Genomic DNA, 16,864 nt, shown 5'->3' on the forward strand with positions numbered 1-16,864 from the left:
CCTTGCACAATCATAAACGGCTCCAGCTGTCCTTTGGCGGCAAAAGCTCGTTTCGCGGAGATAGATAAGCACATTTATAAGTGGAAACTTATAAATTCTTCTAAATTGAAAAAAGGCTTCCACTGCACTTTGTGCAATAGAAACCTTTCATGGCAGCTGAACCGCTGGTTTACAGTGTATAAAATACAATAGAATCCTCGTCAGCCACGATATTGCTGATCTTAGCTGCGAAAACGCTGTATAAACTACAGCGTAGGCTCGCGCGCCAGCTATATCGGGTCATTCTGTTGCAGAATGTACACTGTAGCCCGTATTAAAATCAAGTATGCCTCTGCCAAAGACAGAGAATCTCGCGCGAGAAGGCAGCAGCAATCTTTCGCCTGTGACGGACGCGATTCTTTAACCCTTAACCGCTCCTGCGGTCATCCCTTTCATCGACTGCTCCTGAAAAGCCAGATAAGCGATGATGGCCGGAACAACGGCAAGCGCCATCGCTGCCATCGTAAGCCACACTTTCAAATATCGCAATAGGCAGCTCGAACGCTGTATAAGGCAGAATTAAAGCTGCATATAAGTTTTTAAAATATCAAACTTGTTCATTAGTATGCCAAAAAGAAGTTTAAACACATCCCATCATACTTTTTTTTAGGTTAGCAGATTTTTTGTTTGATTTTTCCGGCCAGTCATAGTACTATGTGGGCAACAAAGCTGTAAAGCAAACGGGAGAGTGAGTGCAGGTGGAATCCATATCGCAAGAGCTGCTATTTTTGACAGAGATGGCCAAAGGCATAACCGCACAGTTCGGCGATCATTGCGAGGTTGTCGTCCATGATTGGTCAAAGCCGGTTGACAGCACGATTGTAGCGATCGAGAACGGCCATGTGACTGGGCGGAAAATCGGTGATCCCGGCACGAATCTCGGCTTGGAAATTATGCGCGGAACCTCGGAGGGCGATAACCGCCATAACTATGTCACGCAGACGAAGGATGGGCGCATCCTCCGTTCGACCTCCATGTATATCAAAAACGATGCGGGGAAGATCATCGGAGCGATGTGCATCAACTTCGATATTTCCGATCTGATGGTCGCGGAGAAAACGCTCCAATCGCTTACGGCAAGCGGACTCACGCCGGTCCGGGAATCATTCGTCAGCAATGTGAACGATCTGCTCGATACGCTGATACAGGAAGCGCAGGAGACGGTCGGCAAGCCGCCTGCGGCGATGACCAAAGAAGATAAAATTAAAATCATCCAATGGCTTGACCAAAAGGGCGCCTTTCTGATAAAGAAATCGGGCGAGAAGGTATGCAGCTATTTGAGTATTTCGAAGTTCACCTTATACAGTTACCTGGAGGAGTCCAAAGGCGAGGATAGCGAAGGAGGCACGGGAGTATGAGCGAAAAGATGCATGCGCCGTTGTATGAACGACAGGAGCTGGAAACCCCTTGCGTCGTCATCGACAGCGATGCCGTTGACGGCAATATTGCAGCCATGGCGGAATCGGCTGCGCGCCTTGGCGTGAAGCTGCGTCCCCATGCCAAAACGCACAAGCTGCCGGAGATGGCCGCCCGGCAGCTAGCCGCGGGCGCTGCCGGCATAACGGTAGCGAAAATCTCCGAGGCAGAAGTTATGGCGAGTGGCGGCATTCGCGATATTTTCGTCGCCTATCCGCTGGTTGCCAGATCCAAGCTTGAACGTGCCGCCCGCTTGAGCCGGTCCGGTATCCGGCTAATCATAGGGGTTGACAGTCTCGAAGGAGCGAAGCGAATTTCCGAAGCGGCGCTGCGCGAAGGCGCCGAGCTGGAGGTGCGGCTTGAGCTCGACACCGGACTGCGGCGCACAGGCGCAGCCCTGGACAAAGCTGTGCAAATGGCCCAGCAAATCAACGGGCTTCCCGGGATGAAGCTTAGCGGAATTTTCACGTATCGCGGCGCTATGGCAGGCGGAGCACCCACGCTTGACGTCAAAGCAGCCGGTCATGAAGAAGGCCGTTTGATGGCCGAAGCAGCGGCTGAGCTTAGAGCTGCCGGCATCGCGATCCAAGATGTTAGCGTCGGCTCCTCGCCAACGGCGGTCTTCGCGGCAGAGATTGACGGCGTAACGGAGGTTCGTCCCGGCACCTATATCTACCAGGACCGAATGCAGGCTGCGTATGGCATGTGCTCGCTTGAGCAATGCGCCGGCTCCGTCTTTGCTGCCATTGTCAGCCGTCCCTCGGCTGATTTCATCGTAATCGACGGCGGCAGCAAAACCTTCGCGACAGATGTGCAGCCGGGCCACGCCCCCTTGTTCCTCAAGGGCTTCGGCCATGTCATCGGAGATCCCGATGCCGTGCTGGAGCGAATGAATGAGGAGCATGGCATGATTCGCGTGTCTCCGGATTCCCTCTATCAGGTAGGAGACGTCCTTCGTATTATCCCTAACCATATCTGCAGCACGGTTAATTTGCACAGCTTCGTCTACCTTAAGGATTCAGCCGGGCAGCTGCGCAAAACTTCCGTAGCCGCTCGCGGTATGCTCGAATAACGAGAAGGAGGCATCGTACGGCATGCTCGATCTTATTTTGAAAAACGGCAAAATCGTCGATGGCAGCGGCAACCCTTGGTATAACGGCGATGTTGGGGTGAAGGACGGCCTCATCGTTGCGATTGGCCGCGTTGACCAAGAGGCAGGACAAATCATCGACGCAGCCCGCAAGGTCATTTCTCCCGGCTTTATCGACGGGCACTGCCACTCCGACTTGATGATTATCGATCATCCGCACAGCGAAATTAAGCTGCAGCAAGGCGTGACGACCGAGGTAGTCGGCAACTGCGGGCTCGCCCCTGCTCCATTCGTTCGGGAAAAAGCCCAGCTGCTGCAAACGTACGTACAGCCGGTGCTCGGCAGCACAAGCTGGGAGTGGCCGTGGGAAACGGTCAGCCAATATATGGACTTTGTCGGCCGCTCGAATCCTTCGGAGCACATCGCCACCTACGTTGCGCACGGCGCGCTTCGTATCGCGGTGATGGGCTTTGAGAACCGCCCTGCCTCGAAGAACGAGCTTGAACGCATGAAGACCTTGCTTGAAGAGGGCCTCCGGGCCGGCGCCATCGGCTTATCGATCGGGCTGTTGTATGCGCCAGGCAGCTATACCTCGCGTGATGAGCTAGCCGAGCTTTGCAGCGTGCTGCCGAAATATAACGGCTTGCTGTCCACCCATATCCGCGGGGAAGGCAACAACCTGCTGCCATCCGTCGCCGAGGTCATTTGGATCGCGGAACGGGCCGGCATCTCGCTGCATATCAGCCATTTGAAGGCAGCGGGCCGCGCGAACTGGGGCAAGGCGCTTGACGCGCTGGAGCTCGTGGAAGCCGCCCGGGCACGCGGCATGGACGTTACCGTAGATGTGTATCCCTATGCCGCAGGCTCGACGACCTTAACAACCGTACTGCCTCCATGGGTGCTTGAAGGCGGCATCGAAGCAACGCTTGAAGCGTTCCGCGATAAAGCGCTCCGTATGCGAATCAAAGAAGAGCTTGGCCGCGAGCAAGACACATGGGATAATCTCGTGTGCTCGACCGGCTGGACCAGCATTATCCTTTCGTCCATGCAGACGGATGCGAACAAAACGCTGGAAGGAAAATCCATTGCCGAGGTTGCCGAGCTGCGCGGGCAGCATCCCGTCGATTGCATGATGGATCTGCTGCTGGAGGAGAAAGGGCAGATCGCCATCGTCTATTTCCATATGTCGGATGATGATGTGAAGCAGGTCATCGGCTACGAGAAATCGCTGATCGCCTCCGACAGCCTGAACTGCGAAATCGGCAAACCGCATCCGCGTACGTACGGAACCTTCCCGCGCGTCTTTGCCAAGTATGTCCGCGAGGACAAGGTTCTGTCGCTTGAACAAGCGGTACGCAAGCTCACTTCTTTCCCCGCGCAGCGCTTTAAGCTTGGCAAAAGAGGACTGCTCGTGCCCGGTTACGCTGCCGATATTACGGTATTCGACCCGGATGCCATCCAGGATACCGCTACCTTCGAGGAGCCGCGCCAATACCCGGCCAGCATTTCGCATGTCATCGTATCCGGCCAGCTCACGCTTTCTCATGGCGTGCACACGCATAAACGCGAAGGGCAGCTTATTCGCGCCCAGCATTGCTGCACACACTAAATAACCACCCCATTTCAAAGGAGCTGTTTTATGATGTCGATCATCGAAAAACGTATTGCCGAGCTAGGTATCGTTTTGCCTGAAACCACGAAACCTAAGTTTTCCTATATCCCGGTCAACCAAACCGGCAATTTGATCTATACTTCCGGCTTCGACTGCCGCATCGACGGCGTGCTGATGTACGAGGGGAAAATCGGCTCCGATCTAACCATCGAGCAAGGGCAAGAAGCGGCCCGTCAGGTCGTCATTAACCTGCTTGCCGCCATGAAGGCCCATTTGGGCGACCTCGACCGCGTCGTAAAAATCGTAAAAATTCTCGGCTTCATTAACAGCGCTCCCGGCTTCGGCGATCAGCCATATGTACTGAATGGAGCCTCCGATTTGCTCATCGAGGTGTTCGGCGAAAACGGCCGGCACGCCCGCTCCGCAATTGGCACAAGTGACCTGCCCTTCCATACGCCGATTGAAATCGAGCTGATCGCAGAGGTTCGCGAATAGCTGCTTCTGCTGCCGCATGCAAAACCCCCCAAGGCTCAGGCACTTGGGGGTATTTATGCTATTTCAATTAGTGGAAACGCTATGCTGCCGATTTACAAGTAAGCTCTGCCGCTCAGTGGCACAAAGAACGGGAAATAATGACAAGCAGAATGAAGAGGACTAAGATAACGCCAAGGCTTGAAAACGCTCCGCCAACCCCAGTACCGCAGTGGCTAACACCTGCAACCGGATAAACGGGTCCGCAATGTCCTGGTCCTACATTTGCGCCTGCTACTCCATAGCTCATTTGTTCATCTCCTTTTTATTAAGGTACAGTATCCTATGATTCAAAGAGAAAAACGTATAGGCGTTTGAGCAAAATGTGCTCCTGCTCATTTTTCGGAACAGCCCGCACCTTTTCTTACTTGGCAGCGATGCTTGCTTGACTGGAGAATATCTCCTCAAGGCACTCAAAGCGAGAGGCGTGCGCCTCCGCAACGGCCTTGCAGGTAATCGCTGTTGTCTCCCTATTTCTTTGAATATACCGCTGCTTGCGGTAGAAAGTAACGATCAACAAAAAGGAGCTGCCTTAGGCAGCCCCTTTTTTGTTGATCGTTATTTACTTTTCAAGCAAGTTATAAATCGCTTGTGCAGCTTCGGCGCGAATCGTTAAGCCTTTTGGAACAAATGTATTTTTATCCGGCCCTTGCATAAGTCCGGTCCTGAGTGCTTTGTTCACTTCCGTTTTTGCCCATGAGGATACTTGATCTGCATCCTTAAACTGGAGCAGCATGTCACTCGTTTCAAGCTGCTTGCCTGTTTTGTACTCATAAGCCCTAACCAGCAGTATGGCCATTTGTTCACGAGTAATCGTAGCATTAGGCGCAAAATGGCTTTCATCGAGTCCTTTTATCATTCCGGCTTGAACAGCTCCAGCGATCGCTTCAGAATACCAAGCTCCTTCGGATACATCAGTAAAAGCCGTATGTGCTTCAGTAGACTGAATACCAAGAGCACGAACCAGCATGGTAACAAATTGTGCTCGAGTCGTCGGTTGGGCAGGATTAAATTGCTGGCTGCTGACACCATCGATCACATGTATGGCACTTAGTCTTTGAATGGTATGAAAAGCCCAGTGGGCCGCGGGTACATCCTTATACGTTTTTGTGTATTCAAGGACAGCATATTTGGAATTGTGCGGTAAGGATGACTCGATTGATCCATTATCAGTCCCTATTTCTCCCCCGACGTACTCCCATTGCTTCAGGCTCTCGTTAAGATAATAAATACCCAGCAGACTTGTATCCGTATTGTCGGAAACAAGTGAAAAGCGTAAAGTGACCGGCGCATTAAAGCGATCCAAACGAATCGTCTTTCCAGTTGAGGACACTAGCGTTAAATCAAACTCATACAGCTGTCCCTTGTGCTTGATCGATGCTCCACTTGCGAGATTAGCAGCACTCACCAAGTCACCCGCCGTTGAATCTTGTATAGCCTTTAACGATATTTCAAGCTTCGCATCCTTCCATACATCACCGCTGCCTAATTTGCTAAGATCGTTCAGGACAGAGAATGGAATAGCTGCGGATTGTCCATTGGATTTTATAACCAACGCTTTATTCGCTTGCTGCAGGAGTTGGCCCACAGTGCCAGGCAAGAGAATGTCATCATCGCCTGTTACATCGATCGTTATCGTTGGAGACGTGCCGGCGGATGTAATCCGATCACTTATCTCTTTTGCGGTTAGTTGGTTGATTTGCGGGATTGTTTGACCTGCGGAGGCGCTCGTTGCATTTGTTTTGGCTGTTACTGCCGGCCCATTGGTGGTCCATATCCCATTCGGGAGCTTAGCTTCTACTTTAAAGGTATATGATGAATCCGATGATAACCCATTTACTTGATGATTATATACGCTTCCCGATACTGTAGCTACTTCTACTGTCCCATTATAAATTTTATAATCAAAAGTGCCGCCATTAGCGGATGTCCAATTCAATGTGAGACTTGAAGAGGCAATATTTCCAGCCGTCAGCGTGCTGTCTAGGGGCCATGCATAAGAGGTCTTCATCACATTCCAAAAAGCATCTGCTATGGCCTTATAGCCTTGCTCGCTTGGGTGGATATCCAAAGGATTAGGCAGGTTATTCCCATAATCCGCAGCAACGGCGACACCAGTAGGCACGTATATAGCCCCTGTTTGCACAGCAGCGCCTGCCAGTGCTTGGTTTAAGTAATCCAATACAACTGCAAACTGCTGCTTCTGAATAGCGGATAAAGGAAAATTGTGGAACGCGTCATATAAGCCCATAACGTATATGTTTACTGTTGGGTTTAGCTGCTTGATCGCTGATATTATAAGTCCGGTATTCGTACCGATTTGTTGGATTAAGGCTGGCACAATACTTGGGTCTAACGAATAGGCAGGACTAAGCTGCTTTATAAAATCATTTGCCCCAATGTCCAACGTAATGACGTCCGCGCTCGCGATATTCTGCTGGATTGTCTTCCCGTTCGGAGCCGTTACATTATTTTGAATATCATTCAGCACATCCTGGGTCGTATATCCCGGATAGGTATGATTTTTGTTGAATTCACCCAAATATCCAAAGCTGCGAATATTCTCGGCCAGCATATCCGTATAGCTGAGTCCTACTGATTTGTACGGTGTCATACCTGCTGCTAAGGAGTCGCCTAACGCTAGATATTCGATCTTGCCTGCTCCAGTATCAACAGATACATTAAACATGGATTTCCATTGCTCTGCCGGGTTTCCAGATGAATCTGAAACATCGATCGTTAGCTGATATGTACCGTTAGGCAAACCAGAGGTCGCCGCCGCCACAATTCCGGTACTGATGTCGTACTGGAAGGGTACCGCGATTCCATTCACCTTCACTTGAATGGTTGAATCATTAATTCCAGAACCAGTATTCTGCAATGTAGCTGTAATCCTTGGCATAGATGTATAGACCGTTGCTTGTTTTGCAGGAATTACGTTCGTAATAAGCGGCCCTGTTGCGCTGCCAGCAGCATAGGCATTCATTGGTGACTGGATAACCAGGAGGACCATTAATAAGAGCATCGTCCATTTTACCCTTGCAATATGAATCTTCTTCATTGATTCAACCTCGCCCCATAGATTATTTACCGTACAACCAAATCATTCGCACCTAGCTATTATAATGATTGGTTGATAAATAATTTATCGATTGATGTCGCATGAATAAATATATATACGATGTGAGGTCATCGCCGAACCTCACAGCCTTAGCATCCAGCATTGCTCGTCCCTATCGCACAGCTATAACAGCCCCAAACGCTCAGGCGCTTGGGGCTGTTATTTATGCTTGCAGGTAGTGGAAAAATACGCTTAGTGAAACTCAAGAACAAACACTGGCCAAGCGTAAACGGCTGCCGTTGTTCGAAGCGCCATAAGCTCGTTACGCGGTGTTATTTTGAAAAATTACAACCAAGAACGAGAAATTATGACAAGTAGGATAAAGAGGACAAGAATAAAACCAATGTTAGAAAAACCGCCGCAGCCCGTGCTTACGCCTGCAACCGGATAAGGCGCGCAGTGTCCAGGTCCAACATTTGCTCCCGCTACTCCATAACTCATGTGGTCATCTCCTTTTTGTTAACTTACACAGTATCCTATGATTCAGGGCGAAAAGCGTATGGGCTTTTGGAGGAAATGAGCATATGCCTAAAGCCGGGAATCCTCATGGCACTGCGCGTTTTCCCTCCGTAATAAAGCAGCTCGGATATCAATATCCCTCCTCGCTGTATGTTGCTCTCTCTACCGTGTTTAACCTGGCATTGGACTCGCATTGATTCAGCTTGCAAAAAGCGGAATAATCCAATGTCTGAGATAGATCGTAGGAGAGAATTTTATGAATCAGCATTTCAATGATCGCTTGCTGCACATCCTCCTGTTCGTTTCGATTCGTTTGATGCTTTGCTTGCCGGATCGCTGGAGCGAATGCCTCGATGATTTGCCCTAAAGACTCTTTATCCCCCTGCTGCGCCGCCCTGACTTGATCAAACAGTTTTTTGTCCATCGCTGTCCTCGCTTTCGTTTGGCTTATTTCTAGCCGCATGATTCAATTCCGTAACGGAGGCAGCCAAAGCATCAATTTTTCTCTCGAACCGGATAAGCAAATAACCGGCCAGAACAATCGGAAAACCAACCTGACCAATCGCTGCAAGCAGAGGCGTAATCGCTAAAGTCTCCAGCATTATTTCACCCCCTTTCCGGCAAGTGAGCCGCGTATGGTTTCTAATGCTTTGTTTCTCGATTTGCTTATCGCTTGAGGGCTTACTTTAAGTATCTTCGCGATTTCATTATCCTGATAGCGCAGGCCGTAAGCTAAAGTTGCGACTAGGCGCTGTTTTCCAGAGAGGGCTTCGAAGACAGCCGTTAAGTCGTCATTCGTAAACGATGCTGCCATAAGGCATGGATTTGAGGTGTAGGAGAGGCTGGAGGGCTGATCGGTTCGGCTGGACTGCATAAGCTCCCCCAAGGTTGCTTCGCCTTGGTCGGAAGCCGGCGAGTCATAAATAAGTGGGTTTCGCTGCTTATACTTTTGCTGATTCCGCAGCAATTCAATCGTATAAAAGCGAATCGTTCCCGCCAAATATTTGATAAAACGGTATTCAAAAAAATACTTCCGAAAGGTCTCTTCCAACTGCTGCATGCAGGCAGCATCACCATTTCTGCAACCAACCAGCAGCTTAACATGCTTCTTATTTTCAAAGAATTGCTGAATGACACGGTCCTTAAAAAGCTTGTCATGGCTTTCTTTATACTTCTTAAAGGCTTCAAGCTCATTGTCCGACAAATAGATCTCCTTGTTTTCCATTCGATTGCAGCATCCTTTCTGTTTGTGTTTGTGTTTGTGTTTGTATTAAAAGTGATATAATGAGCTTAAAAAACAACCAAAATAAGAACATGTGTTCTTATTTTTATCAAAAAAATATTAACTTGGTAATTTAAATACTCTTAACTCGAAAACTTCCGGCTCACAAATGGTATTGACACTATCATTTCCAAACATTAGACTAGGTATTGAGTATTAAAAATATCATTTATATTCCTTTATGCATGATGATAACAGTCTATCTGATGAAACTCATTTTATTGGGTATTTTAATTACCGTCAAGTATCTAAAATACCATTTAAAGAAATCGGAGGGTATTTATAATGTCATTAGGAACGAGAGTCAAACAATTGCGAGTCGAACACGGATTAACGCAGCAGGAGGTCGCCTCCCATCTTGAAATGGGCCGATCCAACTTGGGGCATATCGAGAATGACCGCGTAACCCCAACGAGCGAGGATTTGCAAAAACTGGCCGATATTCTACATACGACGACCGACTATTTACTGGGACGCGATGCAGCGGCAGCAACAATTCCCGAATGGGCGACGTATAAGGATAAGCGAGATTTTAAGAAGCTGCTGGAAGAAGACGGGGAAATTATGTTCGACGGCGTTCCGATGAGCAAGGATGACCGTCAACGCGTTATGGATGTGCTGACCGGGCTGTTCTGGGAAGCGAAACAAATGAACAAACACAAAAAAAAGACCGAGGCGGCAGGGCATGTTCCTGATGATGCCAAAGGGTAGGTGTTGCTATGGATAAATTGATTTTGAAGCTCATCCGGAAATTCAAGACCAATGACCCCTTCACCATCGCCGAGGGCATTGGCATTCATATCCGGTATGCTGATCTTGGCGAAGGAACGAGAGGCCTCTATTTCAAAAAGCTACGGCGCCGCTTTATCGTCATTCACGATAAGCTTCCCGAGGATTGGTGCAGGTTCGTATGCGCCCATGAGCTTGGGCATGACCGGCTGCATCCGGGCTTTAACCGTTTTTGGCTGGATGAGCAATCCTTTTTCAATGCGGGAAAATACGAGCGTCAAGCGAATAAATTCGCCGTACGGCTGCTGGTATCGGGCGATACGCCCGCAGCCAGCGAGACCCTGGCGGAGCTGCTGATGCGCAACGGCGTGCCTGCGGAAATGCAAAAGTTTTATTATTGAAGCGGCAACCGTCGCATACGGACGACAAAGGCTCTGATTCGGCAGCTTAAACTGCGGAACCAGAGCCTTTTTTAGATAAATTAACCTTACTGCTAAATCGCCCAATTACCGTTGCGGAAGATCGGTTCGCGCTTTCCATCCTGCGTTACGCCGTCGATATTCATGTCCGGCGAGCCGATCATGAAGTCCTCATGGGTGAGGCTTCTATTCGCTCCATGAGCGAGAAGCTCCTCGGGCGACATCTTGGTGCCGCCTTTCAGGTTGACCGGATAAGCTTGGCCCAGCGCCAAATGGCAGGAGGCATTCTCATCGTAGAGCGTATTAAAGAACGTGACATTGGCGTTCGAGATCGGCGAGTCATGAGGCACTAGCGCGATTTCACCCAAATGTCTCGCCCCGTCATCCGTGTTCAATAAATGTGTCAAAGCCTCGTAGCCCTGCTCAGCCGAATGCTCGATGACTTTGCCATCCTTGAAGGTCAAGGAGAAGCCGTTGATGACCTGCCCGTTATAATTAAGCGGCTTGGTGCTGCGAACCGTTCCGTTTACGCCATCCTTGTTCGGCATGGTGAATACTTCTTCCGTCGGCATATTCGGATTGAAGAAAATGCCTTTGGCATTCGCCTTGGAGCCGCCCAGCCAAATATGGCCTTCCGGCAGTTCAACGGTCAGGCTTGTGCCCGGCGCCTCATACTGAAGCTGTTTATAGCGTTTGTTATTAAGCACCTCAACCATTTGGAGCAGCTTTGCGTTATGTTCCTTCCAAGCCACAATCGGATCCTCCAGCCCAATGCGGGTAGCATCGATAATCCGCTCCCAAAGCTTCTGAACCGCATCCTCCGGCGAGGAATCAGGGAAAACCTTAGCTGCCCACCCCGGTGTCGCATACGAAAGAAGCGACCAGGCATTCGTATGGTTCATCAGGGAGCTTCTATATCCGCTAAGCGCGGTAGATGCTGCCTTAGAAGCTGCAGCCACCCGGTTCGGATCGACATCGTTAAGCAAGTCGGGGTTTGGCGAATAGATCGTAATAAAAGCAGCGCCCTGCTCCACGAAATCCTCCCAAGCCTTTGCGCGGAACATCGGATATTCGGAGAAAGCCTCATCCGGCGCTTGCTTGTATTTAATGAGGGACAGCTCTTCGTCGTTATACTCCACATGCACGTTTTTGGCGCCGGCTTCATAAGCCTTTGACGCAATAAGCCGTACTAGAGGAGCTGCGGTAATCGGAGCCATGACGACCACCGTCTGCCCTTGCTGTACATTGACGCCGACCTTAACGGCAAGCGCCGCGTATTTCTCCAAATGCTGCTGTGTTGGGTACATGTATGTAAAACCTCCTCCATCATGAATGAATAAGCGTCTTTTGCGTTAGCCTTATTCCATTATAGACCTCTCCTCCGCATTGCTCAAACGAAGCTGGATGGCCGGGCAAAAAAAACAAACCTCCCTGCCGTTCAGCCCTGAACGAGGGAGGTTTGTTTTGCTTTAAAACCAATTGTATTAATAAGGGCTCTCTATCTTCATAATATCCAAAAAAGGAACCTTCGTTACGCTGCCCATATATTCCACGTGTACCTTCTTCGTTCTGGAATCGAGTGCGGTAATTACGCCTCTTACCCGTTCTTCCTCTGCCCAAACCGTGAGCAGCAGCTCCGTACCTTCCTGCTTGGCCTCTACCAATCTCTCACCCAGCTCCTCCAGCTCAAACTCATCTCTGGTGGGCCGCTTCGGTCCTTTTTTTGCCATCTATTTCCCTCCTGCTATGTATGGCAACCTGTATTTCCAATAAAAAAGGGCCCCTCCGCTCCGAGGAGACCCTGATTCTATCCATAAAAGTTACGCGTATTGCTCTATTATAGCATGCAGGCATTTGACTCTGTTAGCGGGAATAAGAGTAAACCGATTTCCGCATGCATCCGATCGGTTATGCCTTCGCCTTTTTCTCGCTATTTCTCCTGAAATAGGACCAGACCAACAGCAGCGCGGGCAGCAAAAGGCAAATGGCTGCGTCAAACAGTGACCAAACGGATTTAATGATCTCATTATAGACCACGATATTAGGCGTGCTGATGACGGAGCCTACCAGTAAGAGCATGGCTAGCGGTACAGTAAGCATATTGCTTTCTTTTAGTCCCAACAACTGTTCTATGCTTTTGGTAACGGCGTAAAAGATGAGCAGCGTTTTATAGTAAACCGTGATCACCCACATAAAAGTCAGGATGGCCTCCATCCGCTCCAAAAAGCTTCCTACGGTTATTTTCTGGGCGAGAACAAAGGTCGGATAATATTTGCTTTCCATTAAACTCGGACCAAGCACCAGCACGCATAATAAAACCGTAACGAATAAAATCAACCCTCCGATTCCTATCCCCGCGAGCAGCGGCTTCATGGTATTCGTGATTCCCTTGTAATGGGGCACCAGCATCAAAATGACGATCAGCTCCGAGAACGGTATCGTCAGTGAGGCAAGCAAACCGTTCATAACCGGCTTGAGCCCGTCTGCCAGTATCGGCTGCAGATTGGCGATTTCGGCCTGCGGCAGCAGGAACACGACCATAAAAACAAATAGCAGCATAAAGATCGGAAACAACAGCTCGCTCATCCGGGCAAAAGCTTCTACTCCAAGCCGATAGGCAATGATAACGACTACGATAAACAAAATAAAAATGGCGTTATTCGGTGTCTCCGGCATTAATTGCGTCGTCATAAACTGGCTCATTTCACTCGTTAAGGTGATATGCAGGTATATGAAATAGATGATAAAGAGGAGGCACACCACGCTGCCGGCCGCTTTTCCTAGAGCGTCCTGCACGAAGGCAATCAAACTAAGCCCCTTCATTCTTTTCGCAAGGAGCCCGTACATGACGCCTACGCCAAGTCCCAAAACAAGACTGAACAGCATCGTAAGCCATGCGTTCTGCTTGGAGGCTGCCGCGATAAGCGTCGGAAGAATCAGTATGGAATCACCTATCGTGCATAGAATGACCAAGATCATAAATTGCCTGGAAGATAGTTGACCGTTATCGCTTGCGACTCCTTTACCCACGGCTGCCCCTCCTTCATCGTTCATCGCCTTGCTTACGCAAAGCTGCCAAAGACCGCTTTAAGCAGAAGAAACGGATTCGGGAGTTTGACATTCAGCGTCATCGCCCCGTACAATCCGGCCCCCAGCAGCAGCAAAGCCATAAATACGAATATTTCTTTCTTTCTCTTCTTTTCAATCAGCTTCGGCAGCTCCCACCATGCCGCGCAAACAGCAATGGCCATTACGCCAATAAAAGATGACATTGCTGCAGCCTCCCGTCGAATGCCCCTTATTTGATCGTTGTATTGCCTGTCGTGCCCGTTTTGCGAAGATGTACCTCAATATGATAGTGAAGCTTTAGCGCTGGGAAGCCTTCTTCATTCCAGCCCTTCTGCATTTTCTTCCACATTTCCGGTTGCTGCTTCCCAAGCGTGCTGCCAAACCCGAATATATCGGACTTCAGCTTCTTGGCATGCTTTACGGAAGCATCCGCATTGCTTTGCATCACACCTTCGACCTGCTGCTCAAGCTGCCCAATGACAGCAGGGTCCTTAAGGTTCACCTCTCTGCATCCCCGGTCGACAAGGTTCGCTTCCGTCTGAAAATAAATATGCGCTTCAGGCAGACCATTGTTCATCTTCATCTTGATTCGGGATTCCGATGAGGTAATCTCAATCCCCAAATATTTATTTTCGCTGCATTTAAGCTCCACCGAAGTGCTGTCCAGGTTATTCGTGATATCCGTATAACCCTTGCTCTCCTTTTCATTCAACCAGCCGATGAGCTTATCTTTTTTGAATGCCGCGATTCCCGTATAGCGAAAACGGCCAGGAGGCAAAAAGGTTTCGACGTTCTCCTTGGATTCGGCCTTTTTCTGGCTGCCGATGATTTGAATGCCCGTGAGCGCCAGCTCCTTGCCGTCTCCGGAGAGGGTGCTTAAAATTTGATCCATTGTAACCGAAACCGTCGGCGCCCATGATTTTTCCGAGGTTTCCAGCGATCTCAGCATGTTTTGGGTCGGCAGCTTCTCGAGGGGCGTATAAATTTTCAAAATATCCTCGGCCTTCGCCCCCTTTGCTACAACGACATTAAAATCCATTCGCGCCTCGTTATCCCGCAGCGTATTATCAAGAAAGTCGCCGATTCCGCGCCTTGCGAGCTTTTCTCCGATCACATAGATTTGCAAATGACCGGCATATACTTTACGCGGCGCCTCGGCAGTCAAGGAACGCGCGGCTTCAAACATCGTTTTGCCTCTCCCTTGGTAGAGCGTGCTGGGAGGACGGTCTCCGCTTTGTTTCTGTGCAGAAATTTCGCTGGGATTTACGACCTGAAAGGAGACCAGATATTCGCCGTCCTCCCAATCAACGGCAATGCCTAACACGATTAGCAGCTCATTAAGCTCGCGCCTGCTCCAGCAGCCTGTAAGCAGACACATACATAAGACGAGCAGCACGGTTTTACGCAGCATCACGCTTAAGCTCCTTTCCGCATCCTTCTATCTCTTCTGCTGCCTGTTTCGGTTGCCCTTCTGCGTGCTGCTCGGCCGTTTAAAAAAGAGCCAGCGCGGCAATCGGATCAGCGCATCCTGCTGCTCCGCTGCGATAAACGGGCTGAGCGGCGCCATATAAGGCTCTCCAAAGGAACGCAGGGAACATAAATGCAGCAGCAGCGTAAAAAAGCCCATAATAATGCCGAACAAGCCGAAGCTGGCGGCGAGTCCCATGAATGCAAACCTAAGCATACGAACGGGAATCGACATGTTGTAAGCCGGCACCGTAAATGTCGATATCGCCGTAACCGATACGACAATAACCATCGCAGCGGACACAATTCCTGCCTCAACCGCCGCTTGCCCGATAACCAGCGTACCGACGACCGATACGGCCTGTCCGATCGCGCGAGGCATGCGAAGCCCCGCTTCCCTTAAAATTTCAAAGGTAATCTCCATCGCTAACGCCTCGATAAAGGCGGGGAACGGAACTCCCTCCCGCTGCGCGGCGAGACTGATGAGCAGGGAGGTGGGAAGCATATCCCTGTGGAAGGTAGTAATGGCAATATAGAGAGAGGGCAGCAGCAGCGAGATCAAGCCGCTAATAAAACGCAGTAATCGAAGAAGGCTCGAATACAAGGCGCGCTGGTAATAATCCTCCGTTGATTGCACAAAGGTGACGAATTGAGTCGGCACAATAAGCACGTTCGGCGAACCGTCCACCAGAATGGCAACCCTGCCTTCCAGCAGCTGCGCGGCTACGCTGTCAGGCAGCTCCGTGTTAAAAACCGTCGGGAATATCGAAAATTTGGCATCCTCGATTTGTTCCTCTATATAACCGCCTTCCAGCACGCCGTCGATATCGATGGCTTTCAGACGCGAACGCGCTTCATCGATAACAGGGGGTTTGGCGATGCCGTTCAAATACATCATCGTGACATTCGTTTTTGTAATTCGCCCGATCGGGAACGTCTCCAGCCAGAGCCGGGGATCCTTGATTTTCCTTCGTACAAGCGAGGTATTTACCCGCAAGGTTTCCGTAAAGCTTTCCTTGGGTCCGCGAATGGAGGTCTGGTTCGTCGATTCGGTAACCTCGCGTCCCTTCCACTGGCGGATATCCGCGCGATAAGCATGGTCGCTGCCAGCCAGAAAGATGATGGCTTCACCGGATAACATGAATTGATAAAGCTCGGCTGTATCTGAGACGACATGGATCGAACCAATGCCCGATAACAGATTTTCGGCAAGCGTTCTTCTTTCCGCATCATGCTTGTCCAGGTCTTCCATATGCGACAATGATCGGTTTATCACATCAAATATGTACGTATTTATAATTGCCGCATCGGACATGCCGTCAATATATGCAATCGCAGCCGCTGGTTCGGCATATCGGTCACTCGTTATTTCACGGATGACGACATCGTCGCTGCCGCCCAGATCCCGCAAAATCATTTCGATATTTTCATGAATATCAGCCGCCAGCGGCACTCCGTCATACTCCTGCTGCCGTTTGTCATCGATTGGTTCCTGAATAGGCTTAGTCATGGGTTGTCGTCTCCGGTTCCGTTGTCTCTTCCCATTATGACCATCGCATAATGCGGTTAAACACAACCATCGGAAGGCGGGAAAAGCAAAAAGCCCTCTGCGCAGCTTCCTTTGCAGAGG

At 49.9% G+C, this 16,864-nt stretch carries 17 protein-coding genes and 2 pseudogenes; 6 read left to right on the forward strand and 13 right to left on the reverse strand.

What is annotated here, in order from left to right; all coding sequences use genetic code 11:
* Positions 1 to 399: 399 nt before the first annotated feature.
* Positions 400 to 507 (reverse strand): annotated as a pseudogene (locus MRBLPE1_RS31080) (carbohydrate ABC transporter permease); the annotation flags it as partial.
* A 230-nt stretch (positions 508 to 737) separates the two neighbouring features.
* Here MRBLPE1_RS31080 and MRBLPE1_RS31085 point away from each other — a divergent pair.
* The 4 genes from MRBLPE1_RS31085 to MRBLPE1_RS31100 are packed head-to-tail and all read left to right on the forward strand — an operon-like array spanning position 738 to position 4,652.
* The gene (locus MRBLPE1_RS31085) at positions 738 to 1,397 is read left to right on the forward strand and encodes a helix-turn-helix transcriptional regulator (RefSeq protein ID WP_364153826.1); all 660 of its coding nucleotides are present in this window, start codon (positions 738 to 740) and stop codon (positions 1,395 to 1,397) included.
* Positions 1,394 to 2,527, forward strand: a complete 1,134-nt coding sequence (locus tag MRBLPE1_RS31090) for an alanine racemase (RefSeq protein WP_364153829.1) — start codon at positions 1,394 to 1,396, stop codon at positions 2,525 to 2,527. Before MRBLPE1_RS31085 ends, MRBLPE1_RS31090 begins: the two co-directional genes overlap by 4 nt.
* A gap of 22 nt (positions 2,528 to 2,549) precedes the next feature.
* Positions 2,550 to 4,154, forward strand: a complete 1,605-nt coding sequence (locus MRBLPE1_RS31095; RefSeq protein WP_364153831.1) for an N-acyl-D-amino-acid deacylase family protein — start codon at positions 2,550 to 2,552, stop codon at positions 4,152 to 4,154.
* A gap of 33 nt (positions 4,155 to 4,187) precedes the next feature.
* On the forward strand, positions 4,188 to 4,652 hold the full coding sequence (locus tag MRBLPE1_RS31100) for a RidA family protein (protein ID WP_364153834.1): 465 nt from the start codon (positions 4,188 to 4,190) through the stop codon (positions 4,650 to 4,652).
* Positions 4,653 to 4,764: 112 nt separating this feature from the next.
* Here the strand turns inward: MRBLPE1_RS31100 and MRBLPE1_RS33220 are convergent.
* The 6 genes and pseudogenes from MRBLPE1_RS33220 to MRBLPE1_RS31130 all read right to left on the reverse strand — a co-directional run.
* A pseudogene (locus tag MRBLPE1_RS33220) lies at positions 4,765 to 4,857 on the reverse strand (YjcZ family sporulation protein); the annotation flags it as partial.
* A 393-nt stretch (positions 4,858 to 5,250) separates the two neighbouring features.
* A complete protein-coding gene (locus MRBLPE1_RS31110) occupies positions 5,251 to 7,749 on the reverse strand; it encodes an S-layer homology domain-containing protein (protein WP_364153840.1) in 2,499 nt (832 codons plus the stop codon).
* 345 nt (positions 7,750 to 8,094) lie between these two features.
* Positions 8,095 to 8,250 (reverse strand): sporulation protein YjcZ, encoded by a 156-nt coding sequence (locus tag MRBLPE1_RS31115; protein WP_364153844.1) that lies wholly within the window; start codon positions 8,248 to 8,250, stop codon positions 8,095 to 8,097.
* A 148-nt stretch (positions 8,251 to 8,398) separates the two neighbouring features.
* Complete coding sequence (locus MRBLPE1_RS31120) at positions 8,399 to 8,692, reverse strand: helix-turn-helix domain-containing protein (RefSeq protein WP_364153847.1); 294 nt, start codon at positions 8,690 to 8,692, stop codon at positions 8,399 to 8,401.
* Positions 8,673 to 8,870, reverse strand: coding sequence for a YvrJ family protein (locus MRBLPE1_RS31125; protein ID WP_364153849.1), 198 nt, complete (start codon positions 8,868 to 8,870; stop codon positions 8,673 to 8,675). Before MRBLPE1_RS31125 ends, MRBLPE1_RS31120 begins: the two co-directional genes overlap by 20 nt.
* Complete coding sequence (locus MRBLPE1_RS31130) at positions 8,870 to 9,493, reverse strand: hypothetical protein (RefSeq protein WP_364153852.1); 624 nt, start codon at positions 9,491 to 9,493, stop codon at positions 8,870 to 8,872. The genes MRBLPE1_RS31125 and MRBLPE1_RS31130 overlap by 1 nt, the downstream gene beginning before the upstream one ends.
* 342 nt (positions 9,494 to 9,835) lie before the next feature.
* Between MRBLPE1_RS31130 and MRBLPE1_RS31135 the strand changes: the two genes are divergently transcribed.
* Together MRBLPE1_RS31135 and MRBLPE1_RS31140 are read left to right on the forward strand one after the other, a co-directional pair.
* Complete coding sequence (locus tag MRBLPE1_RS31135; RefSeq protein ID WP_364153855.1) at positions 9,836 to 10,261, forward strand: helix-turn-helix domain-containing protein; 426 nt, start codon at positions 9,836 to 9,838, stop codon at positions 10,259 to 10,261.
* 8 nt (positions 10,262 to 10,269) lie between these two features.
* Positions 10,270 to 10,680: an ImmA/IrrE family metallo-endopeptidase gene (locus tag MRBLPE1_RS31140; protein ID WP_364153858.1), complete on the forward strand. Its 411-nt coding sequence runs from the start codon at positions 10,270 to 10,272 to the stop codon at positions 10,678 to 10,680.
* A 92-nt stretch (positions 10,681 to 10,772) separates the two neighbouring features.
* Here the strand turns inward: MRBLPE1_RS31140 and MRBLPE1_RS31145 are convergent, their stop codons facing one another.
* The 6 genes from MRBLPE1_RS31145 to MRBLPE1_RS31170 form a co-directional block, all read right to left on the reverse strand.
* Positions 10,773 to 12,005, reverse strand: a complete 1,233-nt coding sequence (locus MRBLPE1_RS31145) for an aminopeptidase (RefSeq protein ID WP_364153861.1) — start codon at positions 12,003 to 12,005, stop codon at positions 10,773 to 10,775.
* A 177-nt stretch (positions 12,006 to 12,182) separates the two neighbouring features.
* Positions 12,183 to 12,428, reverse strand: coding sequence for a YolD-like family protein (locus MRBLPE1_RS31150; RefSeq protein ID WP_364153863.1), 246 nt, complete (start codon positions 12,426 to 12,428; stop codon positions 12,183 to 12,185).
* Positions 12,429 to 12,606: 178 nt separating this feature from the next.
* The gene (locus tag MRBLPE1_RS31155; protein WP_364153865.1) at positions 12,607 to 13,728 is read right to left on the reverse strand and encodes a GerAB/ArcD/ProY family transporter; all 1,122 of its coding nucleotides are present in this window, start codon (positions 13,726 to 13,728) and stop codon (positions 12,607 to 12,609) included.
* A 32-nt stretch (positions 13,729 to 13,760) separates the two neighbouring features.
* Complete coding sequence (locus MRBLPE1_RS31160; protein WP_364153868.1) at positions 13,761 to 13,970, reverse strand: hypothetical protein; 210 nt, start codon at positions 13,968 to 13,970, stop codon at positions 13,761 to 13,763.
* A gap of 26 nt (positions 13,971 to 13,996) precedes the next feature.
* A complete protein-coding gene (locus MRBLPE1_RS31165; RefSeq protein WP_364154261.1) occupies positions 13,997 to 15,178 on the reverse strand; it encodes a Ger(x)C family spore germination protein in 1,182 nt (393 codons plus the stop codon).
* A gap of 27 nt (positions 15,179 to 15,205) precedes the next feature.
* The gene (locus MRBLPE1_RS31170; RefSeq protein ID WP_364153871.1) at positions 15,206 to 16,744 is read right to left on the reverse strand and encodes a spore germination protein; all 1,539 of its coding nucleotides are present in this window, start codon (positions 16,742 to 16,744) and stop codon (positions 15,206 to 15,208) included.
* Positions 16,745 to 16,864 lie beyond the last annotated feature (120 nt).

The sequence above is a fragment of the Paenibacillus sp. LPE1-1-1.1 genome (assembly GCF_040676435.1).
Lineage (GTDB): Bacteria > Bacillota > Bacilli > Paenibacillales > Paenibacillaceae > Pristimantibacillus.

Excerpts from the sequence above, each read along its gene's own strand:
- MRBLPE1_RS31090 (WP_364153829.1), top strand. The coding sequence starts at position 1,394 with ATGAGCGAAAAGATGCATGCGCCGTTGTATGAACGACAGGAGCTGGAA.
- MRBLPE1_RS31095 (WP_364153831.1), top strand. The coding sequence starts at position 2,550 with ATGCTCGATCTTATTTTGAAAAACGGCAAAATCGTCGATGGCAGCGGC.
- MRBLPE1_RS31100 (WP_364153834.1), top strand. The coding sequence starts at position 4,188 with ATGTCGATCATCGAAAAACGTATTGCCGAGCTAGGTATCGTTTTGCCT.
- MRBLPE1_RS31110 (WP_364153840.1), bottom strand. The coding sequence starts at position 7,749 with ATGAAGAAGATTCATATTGCAAGGGTAAAATGGACGATGCTCTTATTA.
- MRBLPE1_RS31115 (WP_364153844.1), bottom strand. The coding sequence starts at position 8,250 with ATGAGTTATGGAGTAGCGGGAGCAAATGTTGGACCTGGACACTGCGCG.
- MRBLPE1_RS31120 (WP_364153847.1), bottom strand. The coding sequence starts at position 8,692 with ATGGACAAAAAACTGTTTGATCAAGTCAGGGCGGCGCAGCAGGGGGAT.
- MRBLPE1_RS31125 (WP_364153849.1), bottom strand. The coding sequence starts at position 8,870 with ATGCTGGAGACTTTAGCGATTACGCCTCTGCTTGCAGCGATTGGTCAG.
- MRBLPE1_RS31130 (WP_364153852.1), bottom strand. The coding sequence starts at position 9,493 with ATGGAAAACAAGGAGATCTATTTGTCGGACAATGAGCTTGAAGCCTTT.
- MRBLPE1_RS31135 (WP_364153855.1), top strand. The coding sequence starts at position 9,836 with ATGTCATTAGGAACGAGAGTCAAACAATTGCGAGTCGAACACGGATTA.
- MRBLPE1_RS31140 (WP_364153858.1), top strand. The coding sequence starts at position 10,270 with ATGGATAAATTGATTTTGAAGCTCATCCGGAAATTCAAGACCAATGAC.
- MRBLPE1_RS31145 (WP_364153861.1), bottom strand. The coding sequence starts at position 12,005 with ATGTACCCAACACAGCAGCATTTGGAGAAATACGCGGCGCTTGCCGTT.
- MRBLPE1_RS31150 (WP_364153863.1), bottom strand. The coding sequence starts at position 12,428 with ATGGCAAAAAAAGGACCGAAGCGGCCCACCAGAGATGAGTTTGAGCTG.
- MRBLPE1_RS31160 (WP_364153868.1), bottom strand. The coding sequence starts at position 13,970 with ATGTCATCTTTTATTGGCGTAATGGCCATTGCTGTTTGCGCGGCATGG.
- MRBLPE1_RS31165 (WP_364154261.1), bottom strand. The coding sequence starts at position 15,178 with ATGCTGCGTAAAACCGTGCTGCTCGTCTTATGTATGTGTCTGCTTACA.
- MRBLPE1_RS31170 (WP_364153871.1), bottom strand. The coding sequence starts at position 16,744 with ATGACTAAGCCTATTCAGGAACCAATCGATGACAAACGGCAGCAGGAG.